This is a genomic window from Methylococcus sp. ANG (assembly GCF_040730495.1).
In the GTDB taxonomy this organism is placed as follows: domain Bacteria; phylum Pseudomonadota; class Gammaproteobacteria; order Methylococcales; family Methylococcaceae; genus Methylococcus.
Genome location: NZ_CP160399.1, coordinates 1,081,963 through 1,104,356 on the forward strand (window position 1 = coordinate 1,081,963; position 22,394 = coordinate 1,104,356).

The 22,394-nt window shown below is 66.1% G+C and carries 21 protein-coding genes; 13 read left to right on the forward strand and 8 right to left on the reverse strand.

Annotation, left to right across the window (positions count from 1 at the left end; genetic code table 11):
* Positions 1–131 precede the first annotated feature (131 nt).
* From ABZN20_RS04995 to lexA, 4 genes are read right to left on the reverse strand one after another with little or no spacing between them, the layout of a single operon-like run.
* On the reverse strand, positions 132–3,200 hold the full coding sequence (locus ABZN20_RS04995) for an error-prone DNA polymerase (protein WP_367026956.1): 3,069 nt from the start codon (positions 3,198–3,200) through the stop codon (positions 132–134).
* A gap of 5 nt (positions 3,201–3,205) precedes the next feature.
* Positions 3,206–4,684, reverse strand: a complete 1,479-nt coding sequence (locus ABZN20_RS05000) for a Y-family DNA polymerase (RefSeq protein WP_367026957.1) — start codon at positions 4,682–4,684, stop codon at positions 3,206–3,208.
* A gap of 7 nt (positions 4,685–4,691) precedes the next feature.
* Complete coding sequence (gene imuA, locus ABZN20_RS05005) at positions 4,692–5,315, reverse strand: translesion DNA synthesis-associated protein ImuA (RefSeq protein ID WP_367026958.1); 624 nt, start codon at positions 5,313–5,315, stop codon at positions 4,692–4,694.
* On the reverse strand, positions 5,315–5,923 hold the full coding sequence (lexA, locus tag ABZN20_RS05010; RefSeq protein ID WP_367026959.1) for a transcriptional repressor LexA: 609 nt from the start codon (positions 5,921–5,923) through the stop codon (positions 5,315–5,317). The genes imuA and lexA overlap by 1 nt, the downstream gene beginning before the upstream one ends.
* 272 nt (positions 5,924–6,195) lie before the next feature.
* Here lexA and ABZN20_RS05015 point away from each other — a divergent pair, with 272 nt between their 5' ends.
* The 11 genes from ABZN20_RS05015 (at position 6,196) to ABZN20_RS05065 (ending at position 17,971) form a co-directional block, all read left to right on the forward strand.
* Positions 6,196–6,549 carry a hypothetical protein gene (locus tag ABZN20_RS05015; protein ID WP_367026960.1) on the forward strand — a complete coding sequence of 118 codons (354 nt, stop codon included), beginning with the start codon at positions 6,196–6,198 and terminating at the stop codon, positions 6,547–6,549.
* A gap of 464 nt (positions 6,550–7,013) precedes the next feature.
* A complete protein-coding gene (locus tag ABZN20_RS05020) occupies positions 7,014–8,168 on the forward strand; it encodes a sialidase family protein (protein WP_255556430.1) in 1,155 nt (384 codons plus the stop codon).
* Positions 8,165–8,614, forward strand: coding sequence for a copper resistance CopC family protein (locus ABZN20_RS05025; RefSeq protein ID WP_367026961.1), 450 nt, complete (start codon positions 8,165–8,167; stop codon positions 8,612–8,614). The genes ABZN20_RS05020 and ABZN20_RS05025 overlap by 4 nt, the downstream gene beginning before the upstream one ends.
* Positions 8,615–8,629: 15 nt before the next feature.
* On the forward strand, positions 8,630–9,322 hold the full coding sequence (locus ABZN20_RS05030) for a hypothetical protein (protein ID WP_367026962.1): 693 nt from the start codon (positions 8,630–8,632) through the stop codon (positions 9,320–9,322).
* A 14-nt stretch (positions 9,323–9,336) separates the two neighbouring features.
* Positions 9,337–11,013 carry a hypothetical protein gene (locus ABZN20_RS05035; RefSeq protein ID WP_367026963.1) on the forward strand — a complete coding sequence of 559 codons (1,677 nt, stop codon included), beginning with the start codon at positions 9,337–9,339 and terminating at the stop codon, positions 11,011–11,013.
* Positions 11,010–11,678 carry an ABC transporter ATP-binding protein gene (locus tag ABZN20_RS05040; RefSeq protein WP_367026964.1) on the forward strand — a complete coding sequence of 223 codons (669 nt, stop codon included), beginning with the start codon at positions 11,010–11,012 and terminating at the stop codon, positions 11,676–11,678. Before ABZN20_RS05035 ends, ABZN20_RS05040 begins: the two co-directional genes overlap by 4 nt.
* A complete protein-coding gene (locus ABZN20_RS05045; RefSeq protein WP_367026965.1) occupies positions 11,678–12,859 on the forward strand; it encodes an ABC transporter permease in 1,182 nt (393 codons plus the stop codon). Before ABZN20_RS05040 ends, ABZN20_RS05045 begins: the two co-directional genes overlap by 1 nt.
* Positions 12,860–12,867: 8 nt before the next feature.
* Positions 12,868–13,776: a metal ABC transporter substrate-binding protein gene (locus ABZN20_RS05050; protein ID WP_367026966.1), complete on the forward strand. Its 909-nt coding sequence runs from the start codon at positions 12,868–12,870 to the stop codon at positions 13,774–13,776.
* 7 nt (positions 13,777–13,783) lie between these two features.
* The gene (locus ABZN20_RS05055) at positions 13,784–14,134 is read left to right on the forward strand and encodes a DUF3147 family protein (protein WP_367026967.1); all 351 of its coding nucleotides are present in this window, start codon (positions 13,784–13,786) and stop codon (positions 14,132–14,134) included.
* Positions 14,135–14,819: 685 nt separating this feature from the next.
* A complete protein-coding gene (locus ABZN20_RS05060) occupies positions 14,820–15,200 on the forward strand; it encodes a hypothetical protein (RefSeq protein WP_218806667.1) in 381 nt (126 codons plus the stop codon).
* A 407-nt stretch (positions 15,201–15,607) separates the two neighbouring features.
* Complete coding sequence (locus tag ABZN20_RS05065; RefSeq protein WP_367026968.1) at positions 15,608–17,971, forward strand: TonB-dependent receptor; 2,364 nt, start codon at positions 15,608–15,610, stop codon at positions 17,969–17,971.
* 449 nt (positions 17,972–18,420) lie between these two features.
* Here the strand turns inward: ABZN20_RS05065 and ABZN20_RS05070 are convergent, their stop codons facing one another.
* Positions 18,421–19,233: a c-type cytochrome gene (locus ABZN20_RS05070; RefSeq protein ID WP_218806666.1), complete on the reverse strand. Its 813-nt coding sequence runs from the start codon at positions 19,231–19,233 to the stop codon at positions 18,421–18,423.
* 72 nt (positions 19,234–19,305) lie between these two features.
* Positions 19,306–19,893: a TIGR00730 family Rossman fold protein gene (locus ABZN20_RS05075; RefSeq protein WP_218806665.1), complete on the reverse strand. Its 588-nt coding sequence runs from the start codon at positions 19,891–19,893 to the stop codon at positions 19,306–19,308.
* Between the two features lie 100 nt (positions 19,894–19,993).
* Here ABZN20_RS05075 and ABZN20_RS05080 point away from each other — a divergent pair, with 100 nt between their 5' ends.
* Positions 19,994–20,413, forward strand: a complete 420-nt coding sequence (locus tag ABZN20_RS05080; protein WP_218806664.1) for a secondary thiamine-phosphate synthase enzyme YjbQ — start codon at positions 19,994–19,996, stop codon at positions 20,411–20,413.
* A gap of 3 nt (positions 20,414–20,416) precedes the next feature.
* Here the strand turns inward: ABZN20_RS05080 and ABZN20_RS05085 are convergent, their stop codons facing one another.
* Together ABZN20_RS05085 and ABZN20_RS05090 are read right to left on the reverse strand one after the other, a co-directional pair.
* Positions 20,417–21,022 (reverse strand): Slp family lipoprotein, encoded by a 606-nt coding sequence (locus ABZN20_RS05085; protein ID WP_218806663.1) that lies wholly within the window; start codon positions 21,020–21,022, stop codon positions 20,417–20,419.
* A gap of 48 nt (positions 21,023–21,070) precedes the next feature.
* Positions 21,071–21,433 (reverse strand): c-type cytochrome, encoded by a 363-nt coding sequence (locus tag ABZN20_RS05090; protein WP_255556420.1) that lies wholly within the window; start codon positions 21,431–21,433, stop codon positions 21,071–21,073.
* 110 nt (positions 21,434–21,543) lie between these two features.
* Between ABZN20_RS05090 and ABZN20_RS05095 the strand changes: the two genes are divergently transcribed.
* The gene (locus ABZN20_RS05095) at positions 21,544–22,389 is read left to right on the forward strand and encodes an SDR family oxidoreductase (RefSeq protein WP_367026969.1); all 846 of its coding nucleotides are present in this window, start codon (positions 21,544–21,546) and stop codon (positions 22,387–22,389) included.
* The last annotated feature ends 5 nt before the right edge of the window (positions 22,390–22,394 follow it).

The window sequence follows — 22,394 nt, forward strand, 5'->3', positions numbered from 1 at the left end:
TTGTATAAACCGTCACCGGCAATGGCCAATTCCCAGAGCCCGTGGCCATGCCTAACGGACATCTAACATCGAGAACAGTCCACAGAAATAACGGCAGGGTGCTTGGGCATGTTACCTTCCATTTCTGACCATCACTGAAAATCCCTGGACTTTACCACCAACCCGTCCAGCCATTTTCCGATATCTTCCAGCCTCCCGGCGACGAGATGCAATACGCCTTCTTCCTGCTGCACGGTGCCGGATACCGCGAGGAGGTGGGCGCGCAGCAGTGCACGGCGTTGGGCCTGGGCGGTGGCGGGCCAGACGATGAGGTTGATCTGGCCGGTTTCGTCTTCGATGGTGACGAAGGTGGTGCCGTTGGCGGTCATGGGGCGCTGGCGGCAGACCACGATGCCGGCGACGCGGGCGATGGCGCCATTCCTCACCTGCCATAGCGCTTCGGCGGTGCGGAAGCCGTGGCGGTCCAGCCGTTCCCGTAGGAGACTCAAGGGGTGGCGGCGCAGGCTGGCGCCGGCGGCGGCGTAGTCGGCGATGACGTCCTCGGCTTCGCCCGGTTTCCTCAGCAGGGGCGCGGCTTCGGCGAATTGCGGTTCGGCATGGAGCGGGGTCGGCGTCTCTACGCCGGCGGCTTCCCAGAAGGCGCGGTGGCGGTGGCCGCCGAGCCCGCGCAGGGCGTCGGCGGCGGCCAGTGCCTCCAGCTCGCGGCGCTCGAGGCGGGCGCGGCTGGCGAGGTCCTGGACGCTTTGGAACGGTCCCTGCCGGCGGGCTTCGCTCAGGCGTCGTGCCGCAGCGGACGAAAATCCGTTGACCAGGCGCAGACCCAGCCGAAGGGCCGGAACGGGCGAGTCACCCGGCTCCAGCGCACAATCCCAGTCGCTGTGGTTGACGTCGATCGGGCGCACTGCGACGCCGTGGCGGCGGGCGTCCTGGATGAGCTGGGAGGGGCCGTAGAAGCCCATCGGCTGGCTGTTGAGGAGGGCGCAGGCGAAGGCGGCGGGATGGTGGCACTTGAGCCAGGCCGAGACGTAGGCCAGGAGGGCGAAGCTGGCGGAATGCGACTCGGGAAAGCCGTATTCGCCAAAGCCCTGGATCTGGCGGTAGATCTGGCGGGCGAAGCGCTCCTCGTAGCCGCGTTCGCGCATCCCGTCCATCAGCTTCTTTTCGAACGGCTCCAGCCCCCCTTTGCGGTGCCAGGCGGCCATGGCGCGGCGCAGTTGGTCGGCCTCGCCCGGCGTGAATCCGGCGGCGACCATGGCCAGTTGCATCACCTGCTCCTGGAAGATCGGCACACCCAGCGTCCGCTTCAGCACCTTCTCCACGTCGGGGCTGGGATAGGACACCGGCTCCAGCCCAGCCCGCCGGGTCAGGTAGGGATGCACCATGTCGCCCTGGATCGGTCCGGGCCGGACGATGGCGATCTGGATCACCAGGTCGTAGTAGCTCTTGGGCCGCAGCCTCGGCAGCATGCTCATCTGCGCCCGCGATTCCACCTGGAATACGCCGATGCTGTCGGCCCGCTGCAGCATCTCATACACCGCCGGGTCTTCCGGCGGGATGTCGGCCAGCGCTAACGGTCGGCCCAGGCCCTTGCCCACGTAGCCCAGCGCCTTGCGGATCGCGGTCAGCATGCCCAAGGAGAGGACGTCGACCTTGAGGAGGCCTAAGGATTCCAGGTCGTCCTTGTCCCACTGGATCACGGTGCGTTCGGGCATGGCGGCGTTCTCCACCGGCACCCAGTGCGACAGATCCTCGGCGGCGATGACGAAGCCGCCCACGTGCTGGGACAGATGGCGGGGAAAACCCACCAGCGTCTGTACCAGGGCCAGCAGACGCCGCACCGCCGGGTTTTCGGGCGCGAACCCGGCTTCGGCCAGGCGCTCGGGCAGCGTCTCCGCGACGCCGTGGCGGTCGAGCACCCGCGCCACGGCATCGATCCGCGACGGCGAAAAGCCCAGGGCGCGGGCGACGTCGCGCACCGCGCTCCTGATGCGGTAGGTGACGAGGCTGGCCGCCAGCGCCGCCCGGTGGCGGCCGTACTTGCGGTAGATGTACTGGATGACCTCCTCGCGCCGCTCGTGCTCGAAATCCACGTCGATGTCGGGGGGCTCGTTGCGCTCCTTGGAGATGAAGCGCTCGAACAACAGGTCGAGCCGGGCCGGGTCGACCTCGGTGATCCCGAGGCAATAGCACACCGCCGAATTGGCCGCCGATCCCCTGCCCTGGCACAGGATGCCGCGGCTGCGGGCGAACTCGACCACGTCGTGCACGGTCAGGAAGAACGGCTCGTAAGCCATGGCGCCGATCAGTTCCAACTCGTGCTCGACCTGCCGCCGCACCTTGTCGGGCGCGCCTTCCGGCCAGCGCCGCGCCATGCCTTGCCGGGTCAGTTCGCGCAGCCAGACGATGGCCGTGTAGCCGTCCGGCACCAGCTCGGCCGGGTATTCGTAGCGCAGCTCGTCCAGCGAAAACCGGCAGCGTTCGGCGATGCGCAGCGATTCTTCGAGGAGTGCCCGCGGATAAATCCGCGCCAGGGATTCGACGGGGCGCAGATGGCGCTCGCCGTTCGGAAACAGTTCGTAGCCGAGTTCCGCCAGCGGCTGGCCGAGACGGATGGCGGTCAGGGTGTCCTGCAGCGGCTGGCGCTCGCGGGCATGCATGTGGACGTCGTTGCAGGCAACCAGGGGCAGCCCCAGCCGCTCGCCCAGCGCCTGCAGGGTGGAGAGGCGGCGTCTGTCTTCTCCGCCCAGGAACAGCTCGACGCCGATCCAGCAGCGGGCCGGGAACAGCCGTGCCAGCCAGGCGCCGGTTTCGGCATCCGGCGCGTCTTCCGGCAGCCAGAGCGCGAGGCAATGGTCGAGCCCGTGGGTTTCTAACTGATGGCGGAGCAGCCGGTATTCCCCTTTCTCCGCCGCCCGCCGGCCCAGGGTGATGAAGGCCGCGAGCTGGCCGTAGCCGCGGCGGTCCATCGCCAGCAGCACCAGCTTGGGGCCGTCCCCCAGACGGAATTCGGCGCCGATGATGAGCTTGAAGCCGAGCGTCTTGGCCTCGGCATGGGCGCGCACCGCGCCGGCCAGCGAGCATTCGTCGGTGAGCGCCAGCGCCGCATAGCCCAACCGGGCCGCTTCGGCGACCAGTTCCTTGGGATGCGAGGCGCCGCGCAGGAAGCTGAAGTTGCTCAAGGCATGCAGCTCGGCGAACATCGGACTCAGCCGAACAGGCCGTGCAAATGCCAGGGACCCGCCGTGCCGGCGTCGCGGTAGACCCACAGCCGCGCCCCGGCCTCGTCGACCGCCACGTGATAATCGCGCCGCACCGGCCCGCCGTCCCACCAGCCGGTTTCGATCCGCTCGCACTCGGGCAGGATGCGGATGTCCCGCTTGGATAAAAGCCGAGGCCGAGGCAGCAGCCACAGCGGCCGGGGCGATCGCGCCGCCTCGCCGCTGCGGGGCGCGTCGCCGGATTCCGTCCGCTCCGGCCGGTGATCGGCGCGGAGCACGGGCTGGCGCAAGGCCTGCGGTCCCAGCCTGGCCTGGAGGCGGTCGAGCAGTTCGTCCCAAGCCTCCCCGCTGGCCGCCTCGGGCGCGAACAGATCCACCATCGGCAGCGTGAACGGCTGGAGGCCGGCGCTTCGCAGCAGCAAGCCACGAACGGGGGCGGCCAGCGCCAGCCGGTCCAGCCGCTCGCGCAGCAGGGCTGCGAATTGCCGGGCCTCCCGTCCCGCCCGGCGTGGCCTTAAGCAAACCCGCATCGGCGCGGCGCGGGCATGCCGCAGTTCGAGTTCCAGCCCGGCGGCGACGGCATCGCGGCTCCTCAGGAAAGCCTCGAATTCCGCCAGCAGGGCTTCGACCAGCGGGAAAACCTGGGTCAGGTCTTCGGTTTCCATCGCCAGTTCGCGCTCGGCGCGGAACCGGGGTGGGGCATGGAACTGCCGCAGCGGCTGCGGCCGGCTGCCCGCGGCCTCGTCCAGCCGCCGCAGCAGATCGCGGCCGTAGCGGCGCGCCAGGCCATCCCGCGGCATGCGCCAGAGATCGCGCAGCACCCGCAGTCCGGCACGGGCCAGGCGGCCGGTGAGCTTATCGTCGATGCCCAGCGCGGCGACGGGCAGGTCGCCCAGCGCGGAACGCAACGCCCCGGCCTCGAGCACCGGCGCCGGGAACCCTGCCCGCGCCAGCAGCCAAGCCGCCGCGGGCGTCGGTGCCAGACCGCATTGCACCGCGTGGCCCTCCGCCGCGCTGGTTTGGCACGCTTTTTCGGCCAGCGCCTCCGGCCCGCCGAACAGCCGCAGGCTGCCGCGTACCTCCAATTGCAGGGTAGCCGGGAAGTCCAGGCTGATCCAGGGGGTGAATCGCAGGCAGCGTTCCGCCAGCCGGGAAAGGGTACGCTGCTCGGCCTCCGGGTCACGGTTCACTGGCGTCAGCCCGGGACAGAGCGCCTGGGCTTCGGCCAAGGCCATGCCGGGGGCGACACCTTGCGCTTCGGCTGCCGCCGAAGCACTGTGAACCCGGAGCCGGCCGCCACCGGCTTCGGTGACGGCGAGCGGTTCGGGCGCCGCGACCCCCAAAGCCTCCAACGCAAGCGCGGGGAAATGCAGCGCCAGCCAGAGCGGCGCGGCCTCGGCCGCGGGGGCCTCGCATGGTGGTTCCGCCGGGAGAGAGGGGAAATGATAAGCGCGCGCCAGGGCCATGGCGCCCTCACAGCATCAAGCGGACACGCGCCCCGCCGAAGCCGCCGCGGGCCTTGAGTATCCGCAGTTCCAGCCCGGCTTCGCAGACCTCGAGGCTCAGACGCAGTGCCGCCGCCGTGCCGCCGGCAGCGCCGTCGGAGAACAGCATGCCGAGCGCGCCGCTTTCCGCCGCCGCCAACTGCAGACGGCGCCAGGCGGATGGCGGCAGCGTCCGGGGCCAGGCCAGCACCAGACCGGTCTCGGGATGGCGCAGCAGCAGTTCCAGCGCCCAGCCCAAATCTCGCCTGCGGTCCGCGACCGACACCACCAGCATCCGCCCGATCTCGACCCCGGCCTGGACCAGCGCCGGCGCATAAGGCTCGAACGGCGGCGCGACCCACACCAGCCGGCGGCCGTCCCCGGCGATGCGCCGCATCAGCGGCAGCAGCAGCCGCAGTTCGCCGATGCCCTGGAGCGGCGCGACGATCTCGGTCAGGGCACCCGCCGGCCAGCCGCCGCCCGGCAGTGCCGCATCCAGCGCCGCATGACCGCTGGGGATGACCGGCGCCCGCCAGGCTGCCGGCCGGCGCCCGCGCCAGACCCGCGGGTCGCGGTCCAGCAGCTCGGCCAGTGCCTCCGCCTTCCCGGCCATCAGTCCACCCGGGTGCGGATCACGCCGACCACGATGCCCTCGATGCAAAGCGGCTGGCGTTCCAGATCGACGGCGATGACGGAAAACTCGGGATTGGCGGGCTCCAGATAGCCCACGGCGCCTTCCAGCCGCAGGCGCTTCACGGTCACCTCGTCGTGGAGGCGCGCCACCACGATCTGGCCGGAGCGGGCTTCCTGCGCCTGCTGCACCACCAGCAGGTCGCCGTCGATGATGCCGGCGTCGCGCATGCTCATGCCCTGGACCCGCAGCAGATAATCGCCCTTGTGCTCGAACAGCTCCGGCCCCAGCCGGCAGTGGCGCTCGACCTGGGCCTCGGTCATCAGCGGCCGTCCCGCCGCGACCTTGCCGATCAGGGGCAAGCCGGGCTCCTCGGCCTTGGCGAGCAGGCGGATGCCGCGCGAGGCGGAAGGGATCAGCTCGATCACGCCCTTGCGCTCCAGCGCGCGCAACTGCTCGCGCACCCCGTGGGGCGAATTGACCCCGATGGCGCGGGCGATCTCGGCGATGGTGGGGGGGAAACCTTCGTCTTCCACGCTGCGGCGGATGCAGTCCAGGATTTCGCGCTGGCGGACAGTCAGGGGCTTCATGCTCGGCATACGAATACTGTTTTTATGAACAGTATTCGATCAGACCCCGTCCCGTCAACCGGCCGGCGGTCCACCCCGGCGTTCAGGCTATTGCCCCGCTCATTGCGGCATACGCCGCAGCCGGCGGGAAAGTCATACAGCCATCGCGTTGATTCAGCATTTACTCCATGCACGCACCAAAGCTTTCATACCCCGGCAATGATGTTGGCATAATGTTTTCATGCTCCCAGGAGCATTTTCCCTAATCACACACGAAATCGGAGGTATTCATCATGCTCGTAGGTGCTCTCGCTGTATTCACACTCGTCGCCCTGATGGGGCTGGCCATGATCTGCGACGTCTGGGCCGGCCGCCCCGTGGGCCCCGCCTATCCCATCGTGCACGGCGTGGCCTCGCTGGTCGGTTCCGCTCTCGTCATCGTGGCCGCCCTGGCAGGCGACACCCGCCTTTACCTCAACATCGGCATGGCCGTCGTGATCATCGGCTTAGGGCTCCTGATGGGGCTGACCGCCAAGAAAGGCAAACGGGTACCGCGCGCCGTGCTGGTGGCCCACGTAGGCCTGGCGGTCACTTGCTATCTGGCTCTGGGCTTCTTTGCGTTCAATCCGAGCGCAACCCTGATCTAAGCTCCCCCCTCGCAGAACGCGCCATGCGTTCCTGAAAACCGCAATCTCCCTCATCGACGCTCGGCAACCGGCACCCCAGGGGCACCGGTTGCCTTTTCTTGCCCTCCCCTCTCTCTGGCCAACAAGGCATTTACCTCAGCCGCTTGGTGATTTCACTTACCACCACCGCCATCAGAGCCACCCAACACCTTGTTAATAAAAACAAAAGTGTTTGGCACGCGAGATGCTTGAAGAGTCAACAACCGTAGCGGTGCCCTCTTTCCCGCGGACGTGAAGACCGCCAGGCAGTCAGGGGCACCGGCTCGGAGACACCGATTTCCAAAGACCGGCAGGCTTCATCTTCAAGCTCCGATATGCGCACGTCCTCTTCAACGACCCGGCCCTTCATCGCCCTCGCGGCGGCGTGGGCCGGGTTCCTTTTCGAGCCCACTTCATACGCGCAGCAGCCGGACGCCCCGTATGCCGTGACCTACCCCATCATCGCCGGACTGAACGAGATTCAAGGCCTGGATGTCGCGGTCGACGGCCGGTCCATCCACGCCCTGCTGGTGGAGAAGCCGGCGGACGGCGGCCGCTCCCGCGTGGTCCACGTGCATTCGGAGGACGGCGGGCAAACCTGGACGCCGCCGAATTTCCTGAACCGCCCGGACGACCCGCCGGTCATCGCCCGGCCTGGCAACGACGCGCGGCTCGCCGTCAAGGGGAAAGACATCGTGGCCGCCTGGCAGACGCAAGGGGAACTGCCGGGCACCGGCCCGATGCACATCGTCGGCTCGCGCGACGGCGGCAAGACCTGGACGCGGGGCGGCAATCCCGCGACCGGAGACACCCTGAAAAACCAGGCCTACCTGTCCCTGGTGGCCGATCCGGACGGAGCGTTCCATCTGGCTTGGCTGGACGACCGCGAGGAAACCGGGGATACCCAGGGGCTGCGCTACGCCAGTTCGAAAGACGGCGGATTGCACTGGAGCCCCGAAGCCACCCTGGACCCGGCGGTCTGCACCTGCTGCTGGAGCCGGCTCGCGGTTCTGCCGGACGGCACGCTGTCCGTGCTGTACCGCGACGCCGATCCGCGCGACATGAAGCTTTTCCTGCGCCCTGGCCAAGCCGGAGGCTGGCGGCCCGCCGGGCCGGTCGGCGCCTTCGGCTGGCATTTCACCGGCTGCCCCCACTGCGGCGGCGGACTGGCCGGCAGCAAGGCCGGGAACGGCCGGGCGACGCTGCACAGCGTGGTCTGGACGGGCAAGGAAGACTCGGCCGGCCTGTTCTATCTGAAGTCGGCGGACGCCGGCAGGAACTGGTCCGCACCCCGGAAAGTCGGCGACGGCCAAAGCCGCGACGGCGACATCGCGGCACTCGACCAGGGAACGCTGGCCATCGCCTTCACCCGCAGCACGGCGGCCGGCACCGCCGTCCAGCTCATGCAGTCCGGCGACGACGGCGTTCACTGGTCGGAGCCCACTCTCCTCAGCGCCGAGCCCGCCAAGGCCCGGCACCCGAGAATCCTGGCCACGCCTTTCGGATTCCGGGTGTTCTGGACCGAAACCCGCCCCGATGGGCGGAAAACCTGGGCCGTCGCGGCCCCGAAAACCGAAACCAAAACACGACGAGATTCATGAGAAAACCCATCCCATCCCTGGCCGCGATCCTCGCCGGCCTGGCCTTGGCCGACGCGGCGGGAGCCGCGAACGCCGCGGAAGACGGCGCGCTGGCCGCCGCCAATCCTTTCCTTGCCCGGACGGTGGACACGCCCGTCCATCTGGCCCACGCCATCCTGGTCAAGGCGATACCGGACCGGGACGCCACGGTCACCGACGTGCCCGAGGAGGTCCTTTTGACCTTCAACGAAGGCGTGGGCAACGACTTCCTCGCCCTGGCCGTGGTCGACGGCGAAGGCAAGCGCGTCGACAACCACGACGCCAGGCTCGATTTCACCGACCGCTCCAAGCTGCGGACCTCGGTTTCCAAGCTCAACCCCGGCCGCTACATGGTTCGCTACCGGGTGCTCTCCGCCGATGGCCATGTGGTCAGCGGCAAATATTTCTTTCAAGTCCAGAACCGCTGAAGGAGGACCGCTCCCATGACGCATCGTTCCGCATTTCTCTGCCGCGCCGCCGCGGTCCTGATCGGCCTGTCCCTGACCGCCGGAGCGGCCTTCGGCGCGGGCGCCCCCCGCGACACCAGCAATGGCCGGCAGATGTACCAGGGCGCTTCGATGAACTGCCTGGTGGCCAACGACTTCTACGCCGTGCATTTCACCGCCATGCAGGAAGGCCGCTACGAGAACGAAAGACATGAATTCACGAAATACTGTCAGGAGATTCCGGGCACCGGTAAGACCTATCTGAGCATCGACCTGCTGGACCGGGACGTACGAAACGCCCCGGTCGCCCTGCGGGTGGTCGAGGAAGACCTGGGTGAAGGCGGCCAACTGCCGAAGGAGAAAAGCACGCTGGCGGAAGTGCCGGCCAAAATCTACAAGAATGGCACGGTGGAAACCTACGCCAACATCACCCAGCCGGGGCACTATGCGCTGATCGCCGTCATCGGCGACGGGGTCGTGACCGAGGACGACCGCCTGCGGGTTCCCTTCAGCGTCGGCATCCCCTCTCCCGCCCAGCCCAACCGCTGGCCCGGCGCGCTGGCGGCGCTGATCGGCGGCATCGTGCTCGCCACGCTCTGCTATGTCGCCTACCGCAATCTCGGCCTGCGCCGGCCCACCAACGCCGTTGCCGCCGGCACTGAGAAAGCGCCGCGCCGCTTCCCGATCTGAACCCAGTCCCTCCGATGATGGACCATCGCCGCACCCGTCAAGGCTACGCGCTGTGTCTGTTGCTTGCTCTGGCAGCCGAAAGGACCGCGTTCGCGGATTGGGCAGGGTTCGCCCAATACGGCGCGGTGGCGGAAATTTCGATCGAGCCGGGCGCGGTCGACATGGACATCCGCATCAAGGAAAGCGTGTTCACGAATCCGGCCGAAACCGGTGGCGGCTCGCTCGTCCCCGGACTGCTGCGGCTGAAGGACGAGAACGGGCACATCGTCGAAGGCAGGATGGAATCATTCAACGGAGCCGGCGCCGTCCAGGGCAAGGCGGATGCCCCCTATTTCGAAGCCAGGGTGCATTTCGACGTCGGCGGGAAACCCGACACCCTGACCCTGGTCCCCGCGCCGCAGCCCGGCCAGAAGCTCGGCGTCGTGGTCAGCCACCGCGGCGTGCCCCTGGCCGACCTCGGCGCGCTCGAGGCGCCCGCCCGGCTGACGCTGGACTGGAACGACCCCTGGCGCTCGCGCTTCGACGCTCCCGGCCGCATCAGGCGCCACAGCGCCCCCCGTTCCTTCCTCTACGTCGAACCCTACGAGGTCCGGCACGAAGTGCTGCTGCGGCTCGACGACCTGGCGCCGTATCTGCGCTTCAAACCCAAGGACCCGCAAAATCTCAGCGCAAGCGAACGCGAATTCTTAAAGCAGGGGGCTGGCGATTTCCTGCGGACGCGCAACCCGGTCCGGATCAACGGCGCCGCCGTGGAACCCCAGATCGACCGGGTGGAATTCCTGTGCTTCGGCCGCCAGGGCATGCGGAAAGCCGGCGACTCCGAGCCTCTCTACCCCGCCTCGGCGCTGGTCGGCGCAATCCTGGTCTACCTCACCGAAGCGCCCGCCGAAACGGTCGACCTGCAATGGGAACTGTTCGACCCCGGCCTCGAGCGGCGGCCCGTGACGCTGTTTTTCGGCAAGGAATCCTTCGAATTCGAGGCCACCCCGCGCGATCCGCTGTTCCGCTGGTCGTCGGAAGAAGCCTTGGGGCTGACGCCCGAAGTCGAACAACCGGCAACGGCGCTGGCCGCCGATGACGAGCGCAGCCTACCGGCCATCCCCCTCCAGGCCGCGGCCGTGGCCTTCCTGGCCGCGGCATGGCTCGCCCGGCGCAAGCATCCTGTCCTGGCCGGTACCGGCTTGGCCGCCGCCGCCGCGATGCTGTTTCCGCAGACCCTTGGCCTGATCGGACAGCCGGCAGCCAGGACCGAGGCTTTCCCGCGCCCGCAAGTCCAGACCCGTTTGGAAGCCCTGCTGCACAACGTCTACCGCGCCTATGCCCTGCGTAGCGAAGAAGCGAGCTACGACCGCCTGGCGATGAGCCTGGACGGCCCGCTGCTGGAAGACGTCTATCTCCGCCAGCGGCGGGCGGTCCTGGCCCGCAATCAGGGACTGGGCGGCGAAGGGCGGGTCAGCCGCATCGAAGTGCTGGGAGACGGACTCGCCACCCGGAAGCTCGGGCCTTCCCGCTTCGAGGTGACGGGGCGGTGGATCGCCCACGGCACGGTCTCCCACTGGGGCCATTCCCATGACCGCCACACGCTGTATGCCGCCCGCATGGTGCTGAACATCGCCGAAGACGGCACCTGGAAAATCACCGCGATGGACCTTCTCGAAGGTCGCCCCTCGGCACCCTCCGCCCGTTCATGATCGACATCGAAAACCTGAGTTTCCGCTATCCCGGCAGCGGCTTTGGCGTCGCCTTGCCCGCCTTGCGCATCGAACGCGGCGCCAGGGTCGCCATCATCGGACCCAGCGGGGCGGGGAAAACCACCCTGCTGAAACTCATCGCCGGCATTCTGGCTCCAGACACCGGGACCGTCCGCGTGGACGGCGTCACCGTCAGTGCACTGGATGACGGCGCGCGGCGGAATTTCCGGATTTCCCGCGTCGGCTTCGTGTTTCAGGAACTCGAACTGCTCGACTACCTCAGCGTGTTCGACAACATCGTGCATCCCTACCGGATCAACCGGGTGCTGAAGCTGGACCGGCGGGTGCGGGACAGAGCCCGCGAGCTGGCGGAACAGACCGGCCTGGCGGACAAGCTCGCCGCGCTGGCGCGGGAGCTGTCCCAGGGCGAGCGGCAAAGGACGGCGGTTTGCCGTGCGCTGCTGACCGAGCCGGGCCTGGTGCTGGCCGACGAGGCGACCGGCAACCTCGATCCGGCCAACAAGCTCAGGATCATCGAACTGCTGATCCGGGCCGCGGAGCGCAAGCGGGCCACCCTGCTGGCCGTCACCCACGACCACGAACTGCTGCCGCTGTTCGACCGCGTCATCGACATCCGCCAACCCCAGGTCCAGCAAGCAGAATAATGAGGCACGATTTCTACCTGGCCTGGCGCTACCTGCGCCACCACCGGACGCGGACGCTGATCCTGGTGCTGTGCCTGAGCCTGATCGCCGCACTTCCGTTGGGCCTGCACCGGGTCCTGGACGCGGGCGAATACTGGATGACCCGCCGCGCCGAGGCCACGCCGCTGCTGGTCGGCGCCCGCGGCAGCTCGGTGGACCTCACGCTCGGCGCGCTGTATTTCAGCGAGGCCGGCGTGCCGGCCATCCGCATGCAGGAGGCCGACCGCATCGCCGCCACCGGCTGGGCCGACCCGCTGCCCCTCTATGCCCGCTACCGCGTGCAGGGCCAGCCGCTGGTCGGCGTCACCCTGGACTACTTCGACTTCCGGGGACTCGTACCGGCGCAGGGCGAACTGCCCGCGATTCTGGGAGACTGCGTCCTCGGCGCCGACGCCGCCGAGCGCCTCGGGCTCGGACCGGGCGACACCCTGGCATCCACTTCGGAAAACGCCTTCGACCTCGCCGGCACCTATCCGCTCAAACTTCATGTCACCGGCGTGCTGGCGAAGGCGCGTTCGCCGGACGACCATGTCGTCTTCGTCGATCTCCAGACCGCCTGGGTCATCGACGGCCTCGGCCACGGCCATGCGGAAACCCAGATGGCCGCCGCCCAACCCGATTCCCCTTTCGGCCCCGCGACCGTCCGCCGTGCCGATGCGGGCCTCCTGACCTACACCGAGATCACCCCCGAGAACCTGGGTTCGTTCCACTTCCACGGCGATCCGGCCACCTACCCGATCAGCGCCGTGATCGCCCTGCCTCACGACGTCCGGTCGGCGACCCTACTGCGGGGGCGCTACCTGGATGAAAAATCGGAGACCGAGATCGTCCGCCCGCTGGATGTGACCCGCGGCCTGCTGCAGAACATCTTCCGTGTGGGTGCGCTGTTCGACGGCATCCTGCTGCTGGTGGGCGCCATCGCCTTCCTGCTCGTCGCCCTGGTGTTCGCGCTGTCACTGCGCCTCCGGCAACGGGAAATCGAAACGATCTACCTGCTCGGCTGCGCCCGGCTCGCCGTGCTGCGCCTGCTGTTCGCGGAGATTCTGCTCATCGCGCTGTTCGCGGGCGCGGTCTGCGCCGCCGTGCTGGCCGCCGCCGCCCCCTATGCCTCCGATCTTGCCCGCCATTTCATCCTGAGTTGAAAACCGCCATGCCGACATTCCGGATCCTTTCCTTCGTCCTCGTCCTGCTCGCCGCCGCCTCCGCCTGGGGCGCGAGCGCCGTCGGCGAGCACAAGCTCAGAATCGTCGCCTCGAACTATCCTCTGGCCTACTTCGCCGAACGGCTGGCGGGCCCTTGGGCCACGGTCACCCTCCCGGCGCCGGCGGACGTCGACCCGGCCTACTGGCGGCCGGATGCGAAAGCGGTCGGCGCCATGCAGAAGGCCGACCTGATTCTGCTCAACGGCGCGGACTACGAAAAATGGCTGGCGCACGTCGCCCTGCCCCGCCTGAAACTGGTGGACACCTCGGCCGGCTTCCGCGACCGCTTCATCCGCATCGAGAGCGCGGTGGTACACAGCCACGGCCCCGCCGGCCAGCATTCGCACGAAGGCACCGCCTTCACCACCTGGCTGGACTTCGATCAGGCGGCGCAGCAGGCCGAGGCGGTCGCCAAGGCGCTGATTACCAAACGGCCCGAACTCAAGACGGCCGTCCTCGACGGGTTAAAGACGCTGCATGCGGACCTGGCCGCGCTGGACGGCGAACTCAAGCGGATCACCGCCGCCAAACCGGGCCTGCCCCTGATGGCATCGCATCCGGTTTACCAGTACCTCGCCCGCCGCTACGGCCTGAATCTGAAAAGCGTCCACTGGGAGCCGGGCGAAATGCCGCCGGAAACGGAATGGACCGGGCTGGACAAGACCCTGGCCCGCCACCCGGCGAAGACCATGCTGTGGGAGGGCCGGCCGGCCGCCGCGGTCGCGGAGGAGCTGAGTGCCAGGGGCATCGCCAGCGCGGTTTTCGACCCTTGCGCCAACCGGCCGGAATCCGGGAGTTTTCTTGCCGTCATGAGACAGAACATCGAGAATCTGAAGACATCCTTCCAGCGCCGATGAGAGGCCCATGCTGTATTACGCGGTGAAGCTGGCGGTATCGCTCCTGGCCCTGATGGCGATTACCGAAATCGCAAAACGCAGCACCGTTTTCGCGGCCCTGGTCGCATCCCTCCCCCTCACCTCCCTGCTTGCCTTCATCTGGCTGCATTGCGACGGCGCGCCTCCGGGCCAGATCGCGGAACTTTCCTCCCGCATTTTCTGGCTGGTGCTGCCCTCGCTGCTCCTGTTCCTTCTCCTGCCTTTGCTGCTGAAACACGGCCTGGGCTTCTGGACCAGCCTGACCATTTCCTCGGCGCTGACGGCTCTGGCCTATCTCGGACTGATGATGCTGTTACGTTTTTCCGGCGACAGGCTCTGAGCCATCCTGTTTCCGGATTACGCTCCCTGATACGGAAGCCCCCTTCGCGCAGTCATTTCTCCATAGCATTCGTGCCGCGTCGCGCAGGCGAACGGACGTCCTGGACGATACGATTCCAGGCCCGGAACGGCTATGTGATTTGATATATCCATCGAGGGATTTAACGCAGTCGGCGGAACCCGGACGTCGGTGACTGGCGAACCGGGCGCAGGAATCGCCACGAATACTCGTGATCGAGCTCTCTTCGATTTTTCCGTCACCTATCGATGCGGGAGAACGCCATCCCGGCAGCCATGGCATATCACACTGATTTCAATGGATGATTCTTATATGGAAAATCGCCGAGCCATAATCCCTGCCGCAGCTCCAAACTCACTCCACGATATTCCGGTCAAGCCGCATCCATATGGGCACGGGTCTTGCTGTTATTTATATGCTGAATCTCCTAGGGCGCCCGGTTCGGGATTTGAAGCACAGCCGCCAGGTGGCGATTTTTGACGCATGCCTGGCGGATTGACGCGGAGAAATCCTAGGGACATGGACGCATTCCGATACCCGCCGCTCGCGGCGGGCCTTTTTGCGCGCCCATGAAGATTCGCTCCACCAAAAGCATGCGCCCGGCTGGTACCTGAAAACCGGGCGGCATCCGTAATCCCTCACAAATAAATACAGTAAGGAGTCTTGAATGAACAATTATGGCCTTCGCCGCGTCCTGCTCGCTTCATTCCTGGGACTGGCAGCCGGCGTCAGCTTCGCCGGCGGGCGCTATGCCGACCCGCCGCCGAATCTCGTCGAAGTTCTCAACGCCAGCAAGGCGGCACTGGAGGCTGCAAAGCAATCCAACAAGGATTTGTGCCTGGAGAACGCCAAAAAGGCGAGAAAACTGGCAATCGATTCCTACAAGGAAAAGAGCACCATGCCCATGCAGCTTTCCAGCAGCCGGTTGAAATCGGTGATCGGCTCGCTCGAGGCCGGTCAGGTCGCGGAAACGGTAGCGCCGCTGGAAGAAGTGGTGAAAGAAGTGGGCGACGAAGTCGACTACTACAAGAAGGAAGGGAAGCTCTAAAAAATCCCAATAACCGATGACATGCGCCGCTTCGCCCCCAAAGGCGGCGAGGCGGCGTACGCCTCGCCCCATTTCCTTACCGATCCGAGTCACCCATGACACCCTACAGGAAAATCGCGATCATCCTCCTTGGAGCCGCCTTGTTGTCCGGTTGCGGCAAGGAAGGTCCGTTCGGGAATACCCCGGGGCCCAAGAAGCCGGAATGGATGAAGTCGAAGGAAGAGACGCCGGCGCAACCCGGCACTGCCCCGCAGAAGTAACTCCGAAGTCCCGCCCCCGCCGACTCATCAAGGGGCGGGCTGCCGCGTCATACTCTTCGCGCCTGCTCCGGGGGATACCGGAACTTCCCGCGTTCCGCGCAGGATGCGTCCGAGATAAGAACAAGTCGACAGATACGACAAGACACCATGCAAGCAAGAAAAATCATCACGCCGCACCGCGCGTCGGAATCCTCTGCAGGCGGGGACGTCCGGTATTTCCGGAGCGCATTGCAGGACAGCCGCAAGGTCTGGGCGATCCTGTGCACGCTGGGCGCCACTTGTCCCGACGTCGGTTTCGCCCATCCGCAGCCGCAACCTCCCGCCGAAGCGCAGCCGGAATCGGAAACAGCGGCCGACTCGAAGAGCAGCGAAGCTGACTCGAAGAGCAGCGAAGCTGACTCGAAGAGCAGCGAAGCTGAAACCCGGGCACAGACGGCGACTCCGACCGACTCGAAGGGAAAAGCCAAACCCAGGGCAAGACCGAGATCGAAAAAAGACGACGACGAGAATGACCCACAGCTCATCGAGGAGCCGGCCAGCCTCGAAACGGTGGAGGTGGTGGGGCGCGAAACCGACCTGATCGGCCTGACGCAATCGGCCTCCCAAGGCGTAGTGGGCCAGAACCAGTTCAAGTACCGGCCCCTGCTGCGCGTCGGCGAACTGGTCGAGGTCGTGCCCGGCATGCTGGCCACGCAGCACAGCGGCACGGGCAAGGCCAACCAGTATTTCCTGCGCGGCTTCAACCTGGACCACGGCACCGATTTCGCCACCTGGGTCGACGGTGTGCCCATGAACCTGCCGACCAACGCCCACGGCCAGGGCTACATGGACCTCAACAGCATCATCCCGGAGCTGGTGGACCGGGTGGAATACGGCAAGGGACCGTATTACGCGGAGATGGGCGATTTTTCCGCGGCCGGCTATGCCTACATGCACACCAAGCATCGGCTGCCGCAGGGCTTCGTCAACTTCACCGGCGGCGAATACAACTACTACCGCACGGTCGCGGCCAATTCCAACGAGCTGGGACCGGGCGATCTGCTCTATGCCGCGTCGGTCAACTTCTACGACGGCCCCTGGCAGCGCCCGATGGATCTGAACCAGTTCAACGGCATGCTGCGCTACACCATCGACAAAGAGGACTGGGGCCTGTCGGTGATCGCCAAAGGCTACAACTCGCGCTGGTACGCCACCAACCAGATTCCCGAAGCACTGGTGCTGGAGAATCAGCTCGACCTCTACGGCACCATGAACCGCAGCGACGGCGGCAACACCAACCGCTACAGCCTGTCCACCAACCTCTGGAGCCGGGGCGAATCGTCCAAGAGCGAGGTCAACCTATACCTCGCCTACTACGACCTGGACCTGTACTCGGACTTCACCTATTTTCTGGAGCATCCGCAGCGGGGCGACCAGATCCTGCAAGGCGAGCACCGGTGGTATTACGGCGGCACCGCCTCGCAGACCTGGTTCAACAACCTGTTCGGCACCAACATGGAGAACAGCGTGGGCCTGCAGATCCGCCATGACCAGATCGGCGGGCTGGAGCTGGCCAATACCCAGTGGCGCGAGGTGTTCAACATCGTCAGCCGCGACAACGTGTCCGAAACCAGCATCGGCATGTACTTCAAGAACGAAACCTTCTGGATGGAGAAGTTCAAGACCATCGCCGGCCTGCGCAACGACATCTTCGTCTTCAACGTGGACAGCCAGTTGACACCCCTGAACTCGGGCAACCGCAACGCCAGCATGGTCAGCCCCAAGCTCAGCGTGGTGTTCGGGCCCTGGGCGGACACCGAGTTCTTCGTCAACCTGGGCTACGGCTTCCATTCCAACGATGCCCGCGGCACGGTGGAGAGCGTGAATCCCAACAACGGCGATCCGGCCCATGCCGTGACTCCGATGGTACGCTCCAAAGGCGCTGAGATCGGCGCGCGCACCCAGTACATCCCGGGGCTCAACAGCACCCTGGCCTTCTGGTTCCTGCACACCGCTTCCGAACTCGTGTTCACGGGCGATGCCGGCACCACCGAACCGACCGGCCCCGGCAACCGCTACGGCGTGGAATGGGCCAACTATTACCAGCCGACCGACTGGCTGACCCTGGACGCCGACCTGGCCTTCACCAAGTCGTACTACACGGATCTGCCCAGCGGCGAAAACCGCATTCCCAACTCGGTCGGCAACGTCATCACCAGCGGCGCCACGGTGCAGATGCCCTACGGCTTCTGGTCCACCCTAAGGCTGCGCCACTTCAGCAACGTGCCGCTCAACGAGGCGGGAACGGTGTTTCTGGGCGACACCACCCTGGTCAACTTCGGCCTGGGCTGGCAGGAGGAGAACATCAAGCTGACGCTGGACCTCTTCAACATCTTCGATTCCAGGGCCAACGACATCGCCTATTACTACCAGTACCGCCTGCAGAACCAGCCGCTGGAAGGCGTGGAAGGCAAGACCATCCACCCGGTGGAGCCCCGCATGCTACGCGGGAGCATCACCATCAGCTTCTAGTGTAACGACCTACCATTTCTTTGCCTTATGAGCGGTGGCGATTTGCAGGGGCAAGAAGATCAGCGAAGAGTCGCTATCGCGACGATGATTTGAATCGGGTTTCCGCACCCGAAGGCGGGTTACACTGCAAAACCCATCCATGGGTTTTGCCCTTCGGGCCAGCTTTCAGCTGTCCAAATTCGCTCCTGGCGAATTTGTCTTTGCTCGGCCAAAGACCAGTTTGCCGGGAGCAAACTGGGTCGCACGGAGTGCGCCCGAAGGGTTTGCGGCAGGAAAGCCGCAAAACAGCGTAACCAAAGAAAAGGCCGCCCGACTGCCGCGAGAGCCCCCGAGCGCGGCAAACGGGACTTCCTGGCACCCGAACGTCGATTACTAAGGCGTAGTCGGGGACGTTACGCCAGGAACAGCCCGGTCCGCCAAGTGGCGGCATATCGAATCGCGCGGCTGTTTCAGTGGGGGTGATGCCCGCCGTGGCCCTCGGTCGCGTGCCTGGCGTGATCGCTCAACTGGGCGTCGAACCAGCGGTGGATGGCATCGACCAGGGCGGGATCGTCCGCCGAATATTCGATCTGCGCCCCGCGCTCCAGGACGCTGTACTTGACCTTGAGGCTTCCGGGAGCGGCACGCTTCAGCTCGGCGAGGCCCGGCATGGCTTCGCCGTGAATACGCGCGGGCGCGGAAAAATCACCGTGGGCGAACTTGCCGGCGATCTCGGCGAGATGCTGGCGGATCAGGCGGATCTGCTCGGCGTCCGCCCCTTTCTTCGCCACGACCTGCTGGACGCCGCCTTGCGCCGTCTTGCTGAAAACGTGGGTGGTCTTGTCCAGATCGAAGGGCATGACCCGCGCGCCGCGCTTCGCCACCTCATCCAGCCGCTGCGCGTTCGCCTCCTCCATAGAGGCCGGTATGGCCGTTTTCCCGCCCTCGAGCCGCTGCGTCATATAGAACACCGCATCGGCGACGTCGCGGTCGGAAAGCAGCGGTCTGCCGCCCTTCGGCGGCATCTTGAGAAATCCGCCGCGGGCGTGGTTCTCCATGACGGAAAAGGATTCGAACGAACGGCTTTTCCAGCTCCCCGGCTGGTCCAACCTCGGCGCCCCTTCCTTTCCCTTGTCGTGGCAGCCGGCGCAGGCCGAGCGGTAGACCTTCCCGCCGTGTTCGGCATCGAGTTTGTTGCCCGTGACCGGGGCGGAAGGTTCTCCGGCGAATACGGCGGACGCCGTCAGCAGTACGCAGGCGGCCAGGACGATTCGGGTGTTCATGCGGGCGGCTCCTCGGTTGGGGAAAGTCGAATTGTTGATGATTCGATACGCTGATCCAATGGACAGTGCCCTTCAGGTCTCGTCGGCCCGCACCCAGGTTTCGACCTCGGGCGGACGATAGGCCGCGAAGGCTTCGAGCAGCTCTTCCGGCTGCCGCGCGACCAGCAGCATGGAGCGGTGCAGTCGCCGCATGAAGCCCTCACCCGCCGCGTGCTCCAGGAACGCCACCAGCCGATCGTAGTAGCCGGCGACGTTCAGCAGCGCGCACGGCTTGTGGTGTATGCCGAGCTGGGCCCAGGTCCAGGCCTCGAACAATTCCTCGAAAGTGCCGATGCCGCCGGGCAGGGCGACGAAGCCGTCCGACAGCTCCGCCATCCGGGCCTTGCGCTCGTGCATGGATCCGGTCACCACCAGGTCCGTCAGTCCGGCATGGGCGATTTCCTTGGCGACCAGCGCGTGCGGAATCACCCCGACCACCTCCCCGCCGGCGGCGAGCGCCGCGTCGGCGACCGCACCCATGAGGCCCACACTGGCACCGCCGTAGACCAGGCGGATGCCGCGCGCCGCCAGCAGCCGCCCGAACCGGTGGGCCTCGTCGAAGTATTCCGGCCGCTCGCCGGCGCTCGATCCGCAATAGACACAGACGCTTTTCAGCTCCATGAGTCCTCTCCCCTTGAGGTGGCCAAAACCGCATGATATCGCCTGCACGGCGGGGAAACGGTTAAGATTCGGCTCTTGACGAAAACCTCGAGGAGACCGCATGAAAAGCTACCGCAAGGAACTCTGGTTCAACGTGCCGAACCGTGTCGGCTTCGTGAACATCACCCGGCAGGTCGAAGAATGCCTGCGCGAAAGCGGGGTGCGCGAAGGCCTGGTGCTGGTCAACGCCATGCACATCACCGCCAGCGTGTTCATCAACGACGACGAATCGGGCCTGCACCACGACTACACCCAGTGGCTGGAAAAGCTCGCGCCGCACGAGCCGATCCGCCAGTACCGCCACAACGATACCGGCGAGGACAACGCCGACGCCCACATGAAGCGGCAGGTCATGGGACGCGAAGTGGTAGTCGCCATCACCGAGGGCAGGCTCGATTTCGGCCCCTGGGAACAGATTTTCTACGGCGAGTTCGATGGCCGTCGCCGCAAGCGCGCCCTGGTCAAGATCATCGGCGAGTGATCCTCACCGGCGCTTGACCGGAGCGCGCATCGGCCCCGGATAGTACGGGTAGTAGAACGAGTAGGGGTAGTAGTAATACGGCCATCCCCAGCCGTACCAGGCGTAGGGATACGGGTAATAGCCGGGGGGCTGCCGCTCGGGCCACAGGTGCAGGTAATCGCAGCCGACCACCAGGTAGTCGTATTCGGCCTCGTCGAGCTTCTGGGTGCGTTCGCCGAGCACTTTCCCGGCCACCGTCAGTTCGCGGTCTTTTTCGTAAATGGTCGGATCGACGAAATAGGGGCACTCGGCCAGAAACCGGCCGCCGGAGCTGTCGCTCCGCTCCGGCCGGTCTGCGCTGTCGAGCGACTTCTGGACGACCTCGATTTCGGAGGTTTTGCCGAGATGGCGGGTCTGCACGATGTCACCGCCCAGGATAACCATTCGGTCCCGATACTGCGAGGCGTGCGACTTGAGTTCGACGAAACTGCTCGGCTGTAAGACCGCCCGCTTGCGCAGCGATTCGGGAACCGGACTGGAAGCGCATCCCGACACCAGCCCGACGAGCAAGGCCAGCCCCAGCCCCGCTCCGGCGTGGAACACCGGCCGACATTCGAGTTTTTTCATCATTCTCGGCCCCCTGGTCTGCCGCACAGCTCCCGGGCGGCTCGCCGCCGCCTACTTGCCGGCCTCGATCTTGACCGTCATGAAGTAAATCGCATCCGCGATGTTCTGCTCCGACAACCCGGCCTGCCCCATGGACGGCATGTGGAGAAAGCCATCGCGGACATGGTCCTGCATGAGAGAGGGCCAGAGGATGCCGCGGGACTCCCACTCGTCGACGTCGTCCAGCATCGGCGCCCCTCCCGCCCCCGTATCGTGGCAGCGCGAGCAGTACATGCTGTAGGTGTACATGCCCTGGCGATAGTCGGGCTTGTAGTTCGCCAGGGGCGGCGCTTCCGGCGGAGATGCATCCTTGGCGCAGCCTGCGAGGAGAATCGGCAGGACGATCGGCGAAAACACGGCGGCGGCGGTCTTCATGGGTCTTCCGGATAAAGGTTCCATCCAGGCCGAGTCTAGCCCACACCCCCCACGCCTACAAGACGCGGAAGGCGTCATTCCGGCGGCGGATACGCGATAGAATCCACTTTATGCAAGACAGCTCCCGATCTTCCCGCGCCATCCTCATCACCGGCTGCTCATCCGGCATCGGCCTGTGCACCGCTCTCGGCCTCAAGGCGCGCGGCTACCGGGTGTTCGCCAGCGCCCGCAAGGCCGCAGACGTGGCGATGCTGCAATCGAAAGGGCTGGAAGCCGTGCGGCTCGACCTGGCGTGTTCCGCGTCCATCCGCTCGGCGCTCGAAGAAGTCCTGCGAAAGACGGACGGCAAGCTTTACGGACTGTTCAACAACGGCGCTTTCGGCCAGCCCGGCGCGGTGGAGGACCTCAGCCGGGAGGCGCTGCGCGCCCAGTTCGAAACCAACCTGTTCGGCACCCACGAACTGACCCGCCTCGTCATCCCGGTCATGCGCCGCCAGGGCGAGGGACGTATCCTCCAGAACAGCTCGGTGCTGGGCTTTGCCGCCATGCCCTGGCGCGGGGCCTATAACGCCAGCAAGTTCGCGCTGGAAGGACTCACCGATACGCTGCGGATGGAACTGGCGGACAGCGGCATCCATGTCTGCCTGATCGAACCCGGACCGATCCTGAGTGAATTCCGGGCCAACGCCTACGATCTGTACAAGCGCAACATCGACGCTGAAGCCAGCATGCACCGGGAACGCTACCGGGCCATGGAAGCGAGGCTGGAGAAAAAGGGCGCAGCGGCCCCGTTCACCGAAGGGCCGGAAGCGGTGCTGAAGCGCGTGATCCACGCGCTCGAAAGCAGAAGGCCGAAAGCCCGTTATTGCGTGACTTTTCCGACCTATCTGTTCGCAACATTGAAACGCGTGCTTTCCACGCGCGCCTTGGATGCGATCCTTCGACGGATCGACTAGGAGAA

Coding starts and splice junctions, on each gene's coding strand:
- ABZN20_RS05045 (WP_367026965.1), top strand. CDS start 11,678: ATGAGGCACGATTTCTACCTGGCCTGGCGCTACCTGCGCCACCACCGG.
- ABZN20_RS05060 (WP_218806667.1), top strand. CDS start 14,820: ATGAACAATTATGGCCTTCGCCGCGTCCTGCTCGCTTCATTCCTGGGA.
- ABZN20_RS05035 (WP_367026963.1), top strand. CDS start 9,337: ATGATGGACCATCGCCGCACCCGTCAAGGCTACGCGCTGTGTCTGTTG.
- lexA (WP_367026959.1), bottom strand. CDS start 5,923: ATGAAGCCCCTGACTGTCCGCCAGCGCGAAATCCTGGACTGCATCCGC.
- imuA (WP_367026958.1), bottom strand. CDS start 5,315: ATGGCCGGGAAGGCGGAGGCACTGGCCGAGCTGCTGGACCGCGACCCG.
- ABZN20_RS05000 (WP_367026957.1), bottom strand. CDS start 4,684: ATGGCCCTGGCGCGCGCTTATCATTTCCCCTCTCTCCCGGCGGAACCA.
- ABZN20_RS05015 (WP_367026960.1), top strand. CDS start 6,196: ATGCTCGTAGGTGCTCTCGCTGTATTCACACTCGTCGCCCTGATGGGG.
- ABZN20_RS05095 (WP_367026969.1), top strand. CDS start 21,544: ATGCAAGACAGCTCCCGATCTTCCCGCGCCATCCTCATCACCGGCTGC.
- ABZN20_RS05070 (WP_218806666.1), bottom strand. CDS start 19,233: ATGAACACCCGAATCGTCCTGGCCGCCTGCGTACTGCTGACGGCGTCC.
- ABZN20_RS05030 (WP_367026962.1), top strand. CDS start 8,630: ATGACGCATCGTTCCGCATTTCTCTGCCGCGCCGCCGCGGTCCTGATC.
- ABZN20_RS05055 (WP_367026967.1), top strand. CDS start 13,784: ATGCTGTATTACGCGGTGAAGCTGGCGGTATCGCTCCTGGCCCTGATG.
- ABZN20_RS05025 (WP_367026961.1), top strand. CDS start 8,165: ATGAGAAAACCCATCCCATCCCTGGCCGCGATCCTCGCCGGCCTGGCC.
- ABZN20_RS04995 (WP_367026956.1), bottom strand. CDS start 3,200: ATGTTCGCCGAGCTGCATGCCTTGAGCAACTTCAGCTTCCTGCGCGGC.
- ABZN20_RS05090 (WP_255556420.1), bottom strand. CDS start 21,433: ATGAAGACCGCCGCCGCCGTGTTTTCGCCGATCGTCCTGCCGATTCTC.
- ABZN20_RS05050 (WP_367026966.1), top strand. CDS start 12,868: ATGCCGACATTCCGGATCCTTTCCTTCGTCCTCGTCCTGCTCGCCGCC.
- ABZN20_RS05075 (WP_218806665.1), bottom strand. CDS start 19,893: ATGGAGCTGAAAAGCGTCTGTGTCTATTGCGGATCGAGCGCCGGCGAG.
- ABZN20_RS05080 (WP_218806664.1), top strand. CDS start 19,994: ATGAAAAGCTACCGCAAGGAACTCTGGTTCAACGTGCCGAACCGTGTC.
- ABZN20_RS05085 (WP_218806663.1), bottom strand. CDS start 21,022: ATGATGAAAAAACTCGAATGTCGGCCGGTGTTCCACGCCGGAGCGGGG.
- ABZN20_RS05065 (WP_367026968.1), top strand. CDS start 15,608: ATGCAAGCAAGAAAAATCATCACGCCGCACCGCGCGTCGGAATCCTCT.
- ABZN20_RS05040 (WP_367026964.1), top strand. CDS start 11,010: ATGATCGACATCGAAAACCTGAGTTTCCGCTATCCCGGCAGCGGCTTT.